The organism is Streptomyces sp. bgisy100, from assembly GCF_057709105.1.
The window spans coordinates 1-7057 of record NZ_JBYITE010000098.1 but is presented as its reverse complement, the minus strand read 5'-3'; the positions used below and the strand labels follow the sequence as shown (position 1 = coordinate 7057).

The 7057-nt window shown below is 69.7% G+C and carries 6 protein-coding genes; all 6 read left to right on the top strand.

Annotated elements, in window-relative coordinates:
• Positions 1-144 precede the first annotated feature (144 nt).
• Positions 145-753, top strand: coding sequence for a cardiolipin synthase ClsA (gene clsA, locus AC3EQ1_RS31195; protein WP_432097667.1), 609 nt, complete (start codon positions 145-147; stop codon positions 751-753).
• Between the two features lie 135 nt (positions 754-888).
• The gene (locus AC3EQ1_RS31190) at positions 889-3384 is read left to right on the top strand and encodes a sugar phosphate nucleotidyltransferase (RefSeq protein WP_432097666.1); all 2496 of its coding nucleotides are present in this window, start codon (positions 889-891) and stop codon (positions 3382-3384) included.
• Positions 3385-3494: 110 nt separating this feature from the next.
• Positions 3495-4415, top strand: coding sequence for a DUF881 domain-containing protein (locus AC3EQ1_RS31185; RefSeq protein ID WP_432097665.1), 921 nt, complete (start codon positions 3495-3497; stop codon positions 4413-4415).
• Positions 4412-4744, top strand: coding sequence for a small basic family protein (locus tag AC3EQ1_RS31180; RefSeq protein WP_019708255.1), 333 nt, complete (start codon positions 4412-4414; stop codon positions 4742-4744). The genes AC3EQ1_RS31185 and AC3EQ1_RS31180 overlap by 4 nt, the downstream gene beginning before the upstream one ends.
• 182 nt (positions 4745-4926) lie before the next feature.
• Positions 4927-6018, top strand: coding sequence for a DUF881 domain-containing protein (locus AC3EQ1_RS31175; RefSeq protein ID WP_432097668.1), 1092 nt, complete (start codon positions 4927-4929; stop codon positions 6016-6018).
• Between the two features lie 191 nt (positions 6019-6209).
• Entirely contained in the window at positions 6210-6992 is a 783-nt protein-coding gene (locus tag AC3EQ1_RS31170) for a double zinc ribbon and FHA domain-containing protein (protein ID WP_432097664.1), read from the top strand.
• The last annotated feature ends 65 nt before the right edge of the window (positions 6993-7057 follow it).

The following is a 7057-nucleotide window of genomic DNA, read 5'->3' as shown; positions in this document are numbered from 1 at the left end:
ATAACGGTTCCGGGGACCCCGGCTTTTCTGTGTTTCCGGGCAGTTTTCCGTATTCGGACGTTCAGGGCCCCTCTGTGCACTCCGCCGAGCCCGACGGGTAAGGTCGGGGGGCATCGTCGGTACGTTCCCCCAGGAGGCACCCGGGTGGAGGTCCAGGAGACGCGAGTTCATACGGACCGCGTCCTCACCATCCCGAACATCCTCAGCATGGCGCGGCTGCTCGGCGTACCGCTCTTCCTGTGGTTGATCCTCCGGCCCGAGTTCGGCGGCCCCCAGAGCGACGGCTGGGCCCTGCTCGTGCTGGCCCTGAGCGGCGTCACCGACTACCTGGACGGCAAGCTCGCCCGCCGCTGGAACCAGATCAGCAAACTGGGCAGGCTCCTCGACCCGGCAGCCGACCGGCTCTACATCCTCTCCACCCTGGCCGGACTCACCTGGCGGGAGATCCTTCCCTGGTGGCTCACCGGCATCCTGCTCGCCCGTGAGCTGATGCTCCTGATCATGGTCTGGATCCTCCGCCGTCACGGCTACCCGCCGCCCCAGGTGAACTTTCTCGGCAAGGCTGCGACGTTCAACCTCATGTACGCCTTCCCCCTGCTGCTGCTGAGCGACGGCACCGGCTGGCTGCCCTCACTCGCTGCTGTCTTCGGCTGGGCATTCGCCGGTTGGGGTACAACCCTGTATTGGTGGGCAGGAATCCTCTACGTGGTGCAGGTCCGCCGTCTTGTCCGGGCGGACGCCGCGGCCGGCTGAACCGCCTCATTTCGGCACCACTGCTGTGGCGGCGGTCCTGGCCCGTGAACCGGGTGCCCATGTGCGGGGGCAGCGGGTCATCCGGACGGGTGCGGTCGGGGTGACAGTCATCTCTTTGAGGAGGACGCTTCCGACATGAAGGCCGTCGTGATGGCCGGCGGTGAGGGCACCCGCCTTCGCCCCATGACCTCGAGCATGCCCAAGCCGCTCCTGCCGGTGGCCAACCGGCCGATCATGGAGCATGTGCTGAGGCTGCTCAAGCGGCACGGTCTCACCGAGACCGTGGTGACCGTCCAGTTCCTCGCCTCCCTCGTCAAGAATTATTTCGGCGACGGCGAGGAACTCGGTATGGAGCTCACCTACGCGAATGAGGAAACGCCACTCGGCACCGCCGGGAGCGTCAAGAATGCCGAGGAAGCGCTGAAGGACGACGCTTTCCTCGTCATTTCCGGTGACGCGCTGACCGACTTCGACCTCACTGAGCTGATCAATTTCCACAAGGAAAAGGGTGCGCTCGTCACGGTGTGCCTGACGCGGGTGCCCAATCCGCTGGAATTCGGCATCACCATCGTCGACGAGAACGGCAAGGTCGAGCGCTTCCTGGAGAAGCCGACCTGGGGCCAGGTCTTCTCGGACACCGTCAACACGGGCATCTACGTCATGGAGCCCGAGGTCTTCGACTACTTCGAGCCCGGTGTCTCCGTGGACTGGTCCGGTGACGTCTTCCCTCAGCTCATGAAGGAGGGCAAGCCGATCTACGGCTATGTCGCCGAGGGCTACTGGGAGGACGTCGGCACCCACGAGAGCTACGTCAAGGCGCAGGCCGATGTGCTCGAGGGCAAGGTGGAGGTCGAGCTCGACGGGTTCGAGATCTCGCCCGGCGTCTGGGTCGCCGAGGGAGCCGAGGTCCACCCCGACGCCGTCCTCCGCGGTCCGCTGTACATCGGTGACTACGCCAAGATCGAGGCCGGTGCGGAGCTGCGTGAGCACACCGTCGTCGGATCCAATGTCGTGGTGAAGAGCGGTGCCTTCCTGCACCGGGCCGTGGTGCACGACAACGTCTACATCGGCCAGCAGAGCAACCTGCGGGGCTGCGTCGTAGGCAAGAACACCGACATCATGCGGGCCGCCCGCATCGAGGACGGCGCCGTCATCGGCGACGAGTGTCTCGTCGGCGAAGAATCGATCATCCAGGGCAATGTGCGGGTCTACCCGTTCAAGACCATCGAGGCCGGCGCCTTCGTCAACACGTCGGTCATCTGGGAGTCCCGCGGCCAGGCCCACCTCTTCGGTACCCGAGGCGTCTCCGGCATCCTCAACGTCGAGATCACCCCCGAACTCGCGGTGCGACTGGCGGGTGCCTATGCGACCACGCTGAAGAAGGGCTCGACGGTCACCACGGCACGTGATCACTCACGTGGTGCCCGGGCCCTCAAACGAGCCGTCATCTCGGCGCTCCAGGCGAGCGCGATCGATGTCCGGGACCTGGAGAACGTGCCGCTGCCCGTGGCCCGGCAGCAGACGGCGCGCGGCAGTGCCGGCGGCATCATGGTCCGGACCTCACCGGGTGTTCCGGACTGCGTCGACATCATGTTCTTCGACGAGCGCGGCGCCGACCTCTCCCAGGCCGGTCAGCGCAAGCTCGACCGGGTCTACGCCCGGCAGGAGTACCGGCGCGCCTTCCCCGGCGAGATCGGTGACCTGCGCTTCCCCGCCAGCGTCTTCGACTCCTACACCGGCACCCTGCTGCGGGATGTGGACACCGCCGGCGTGGAGGAGGCCGGACTCAAGGTCGTCGTGGATGCCTCCAACGGCAGCGCGGGCCTCGTCCTGCCCAGCCTGCTCGGACGGCTCGGCGTCGACTCCCTGACCATCAACCCCGGACTCGACGAGTCCCGGCCCACGGAGACCGCCGAGACCCGGCGGGCCGGACTGGTGCGGCTGGGCGAGATCGTCGCGTCCGCCCGGGCCGCGTTCGGCGTCCGCTTCGACCCGGTGGGCGAGCGGCTCTCCCTGGTCGACGAGCGCGGCCGGATCATCGAGGACGACCGTGCGCTGCTGGTCATGCTCGACCTGGTCGCCGCCGAGCGGCGGAGCGGCCGGGTGGCGCTGCCGGTGACCACCACCCGGATCGCCGAGCAGGTCGCGGCGTACCACGGCACCCAGGTGGAGTGGACGACCACCTCGCCGGACGACCTGACCCGGGTCGGCCGTGACGAGGCGACGATCTTCGGCGGCGACGGGCGCGGCGGATTCATCGTGCCCGAGTTCAGCAGCGTCTTCGACGGAACGGCCGCCTTCGTCCGGCTGCTCGGTCTGGTGGCACGCACCCAGCTGACGCTCAGTCAGATCGATGCCCGGATTCCGCGGGCCCATGTCCAGCGGCGGGACCTGGCCACCCCGTGGGCGGTCAAGGGACTCGTCATGCGCAGTGTGGTCGAGGCGGCCGGTGACCGGTCCGTCGACACCACGGACGGCGTCCGGGTCGTCGAGGCGGACGGGCGCTGGGTGATGGTGCTGCCCGATCCGTCGGAGGCCGTCACCCATCTGTGGGCCGAGGGCCCCGACGCCACCTCTGCCGAGGCGCTGCTCGACGAGTGGGCCGCGGTGGTCGAGGGCGCCGGCCGCTGAGCCGCTACCGGCCGCCGGCCGCGGTGGGGTACCGTGCCCGCGGTGCCCCACACCGGCGCGCCGGTGGGGCCATTCGGCGGTAGCGGCCGCGACGTGCGACGATGTGCGGCATGTCGCAGCAGCACCCCGTTCGGAGCACCGCTTCGCCGCCTTCGCGCCCCGACGCCTCGATGTCGCTGCTGACCAACGTGATGGACCACAGCCTCGACGACGGATACGCCGAGGCGGCGGCCCGGCGCAGCGCCGGCAGCGGCAAGGGACTCCCGAAGACACTCCGTGCCAAGCTGGGCCTCGCCGCGGGGCTGGTTCTCGCCGCGGCCGTGGTCACCGTCGGAGCGGCGCAGGCGCAGATATCGGCACCCGCCATCGCCAAGGAACGGCAGGAACTGATCGACCGGATCGAGGCGGAGAACTCGTCCGTCGACAGTCTGCAGAAGAGCGTGGACCGGCTGCGCGACGACGTGGGGGACCGCCAGCGCGAGGCCCTGCTGAAGCACGGTGGTGAGAAGGGCCGGCAGCTCGGTCTACTGGCCGCCGCCACCCCGGTGCACGGCCCCGGTGTGAAGCTGGTGGTCAACGACGCCAAGAAGGCGGAGTCGAGCGGCGGCGGTCCGCGGGAGAGCAGCGGTTTCGCCGACACGGGGCGGGTGCGCGACCGGGACCTCCAGCGGGTGGTCAACGGCCTCTGGGAGTCCGGGGCGGAGGCGATCGCGGTCAACGGCCAGCGGCTGACCGCCCTCTCGGCGATCCGGGCTGCGGGCGACGCCATACTGGTCGACAACAAGCCGCTGGTGCCGCCGTACACCGTGCTCGCGGTGGGGGACGGGCAGCGCCTGGCGACCACGTTCCAGGACAGTGCCGACGGGCAGTACCTGCATGTGCTGCAGGAGAACTACGGGATCCGGACCAGCATTTCCGCGCAGGAAGAGGTGCGGCTCCCCGCCGCGCCGAGCCTGATCGTGCGGTACGCGGAGCCGGTTGCCGGGGGCGCGGGCAGAAGCGCCGATGACACAGGGAAGGGCACATCGTGATCGCCGTACTGGGCCTCGTCGTAGGAGTCGTGGTGGGACTGCTCGTCCGACCCGAAGTTCCGGCGGTGGTCGAGCCCTATCTGCCCATTGCCGTCGTCGCTGCGCTCGACGCGGTCTTCGGCGGTCTGCGGGCCATGCTGGACGGCATCTTCGACGACAAGGTGTTCGTCGTGTCGTTCCTCTCCAATGTGGTGGTCGCCGCGCTGATCGTGTTCCTCGGTGACAAGCTCGGGGTCGGCGCGCAGCTGTCCACCGGTGTCGTCGTGGTGCTGGGCATCCGCATCTTCTCCAACGCCGCGGCGATCCGCCGGCACGTGTTCCGGGCGTGAGGCCGATGAGCAACGACGAGACGCCGGAGAACCCGAGGACGCCGGACTCCCCGGAGGAGCCGGGAGAACCGAGGAAGCCGGAACAGCCGGGTCCGCGTGAGACCGGGGAGCCCCAGGAGCCCGCCGGCGCCCAGGAGCCCATCGGGGCCCAGGAGTCGGAGGGTACCCCGGAGCCGGAGGGGATCCCGGAGGAGCGGGAGACGCCCGAGGTGCCTGAGGCCCCGGAGACGCCGGGAGCGCAGGCCGGGCCGCACCCTCCTGCCCCGGACGCGAAGGACGGTCCGGCCGGGGAAGCCGACGCAGGCGCGTCGGAGCCCCCGCGGCGCCCGGGCCCCTCGGAGCGGAACAACTCGGAGAGCGGCGGCGCAGACCGGCCGCAGCCGCAGCCGCAGCCGCGGTCCGGGCCTGGTCCGCAGTCTGCGGACGGGCCGGCGGCGGGCCCCCAGGGCCCTGGGAGGAGCGGCCCTGGACCACGTCCGGAGGACGCGTGGGCCGCGGAACCGGCCGCACCCGAACCTGGCCCCGAGCCGGGTCAGGAACAGGGCGAGGAGCCGCTGTCCGGCCGTCGGCGGCTGATCGCGGGGCTCTGGCCGCCGCGGGTCACCCGGGCCCAACTGACCGTCGCCCTCCTGCTGTTCGTCCTCGGACTGGGGCTGGCCATCCAGGTGAGTTCCACCAGCGACAACAGTGCGCTGCGGGGTGCCCGCCAGGAGGACCTGGTGCGCATCCTGGACGAACTCGACGACCGGACCCAGCGTCTGGAGGACGAGAAGCGCCGCCTGGAGAACCAGCGCACCGAGCTGGAGAACAGCTCGGACCAGGCGGAGGAGGCCCGCAAACAGACGGTCCAGAAGGAGCAGCAGCTCGGCATTCTGGCCGGTACGGTGCGGGCTCAGGGCCCGGGGATCACGGTCACCGTGCGCGACACCAAGCGTGCGGTGCAGGCGGACATGCTGCTCGACGCGATCCAGGAACTGCGGGCCGCCGGGGCGGAGGCCATCCAGATCAACGGAGTCCGGGTGGTCGCCGACACCTATGTCTCGGACGCCGTGGGAGGGGTGCGGATCGACGGGAAGAGAATCGCCCAGCCGTACCGTTTCAAGGTCATCGGCAAGCCGCAGGATCTCGAACCGGCTCTGAACATCCCCGGTGGGGTGGTGCAGACGCTGGAGAAGGAGCAGGCCACGGTGTCCGTCGAGGCCTCCAGCAGGGTCACGGTGGACGCCTTGCGGCCGGCGAAGCGGCCTGACTACGCTCGGTCGTCCTCGCAGTGACATGTCCGCGCATGGCGGGCACAGGGCGGGGCAAGAGGTTGCGGGGGGTCGGCGCACCAGTGGTGTGGTGTGTGGTGGAAACTGTCTGACGGTCACGGACGTTGTGTGGATGTCCGGGTCGGCCGGTGTGTGCAGCGAGGTTGATCATCCTGCCCCACGGGCGGGTCTGTTTCGGTCAAGGGGAATCGCCCGTGAAGTTGTTTGGAAAGTTGTTCGGTAAGAGCGCACGTGAGGACGGCGGCAGCGAGACAGCACGCCACCGCGCGGGGCGCACCGCGGACGGGAGCGCCGCGGGTGAGGAGCGCCCGCTGTTCCGCGACGAGGTCGCGGGCGCCGAGGGCGGTATTTCCGGAGGGCACGGCGCGTCTGCTGTTGACCCTGCGGGTGCGGGCCGCATAGGTTCCCAGGAACCAGCAACCTCAAGTACGGGTGGAGGGTTTGCCGCTTTGCCTGTTTGTGCGAGGTGTGGTCACCGGAACGCGGAGTCCAGCCGGTTCTGCTCCAACTGTGGCGCTCCGCTGCGTGCCGGCGCCCAGCCCGAGCGGCCGTCGGAGACGACGTCCACCATTTCGATCTCGGGCCTGGAGGCCTACGAGTCCGAGAGCACGGGGCAGACGGCGCCGCCGCTCTCCCCCGAGGCACAGGCCGCGGTCGACGCGCTGCCGATGGGCTCGGCGCTGCTCGTGGTCCGCCGCGGGCCGAATTCGGGCAGCCGCTTCCTGCTGGACGGCGACCTGACCACGGCCGGGCGCCATCCGCAGAGCGACATCTTCCTGGACGACGTGACGGTCTCACGTCGGCATGTGGAGTTCCGCCGCGGTCCGGAGGGCGGTTTCACCGTCTCCGACGTCGGCAGCCTGAACGGCACGTATGTCAACCGGGAGCGGATCGACTCGCTTCCGCTGGCCAACGGCGACGAGGTGCAGATCGGCAAGTACCGTCTCGTCTTCTACGCGAGCCAGCGGGGCATCTGACCCGTCAGGGAAGGAGCCATGGCGCAGACACCGTCGGGGGGGGGCGGGGCCGGCACCACCACCAC

Bases quoted from the DNA above. Each gene is read 5' to 3' on its own strand.
- AC3EQ1_RS31185 (WP_432097665.1), top strand. From the start codon at position 3,495: ATGTCGCAGCAGCACCCCGTTCGGAGCACCGCTTCGCCGCCTTCGCGC.
- AC3EQ1_RS31190 (WP_432097666.1), top strand. From the start codon at position 889: ATGAAGGCCGTCGTGATGGCCGGCGGTGAGGGCACCCGCCTTCGCCCC.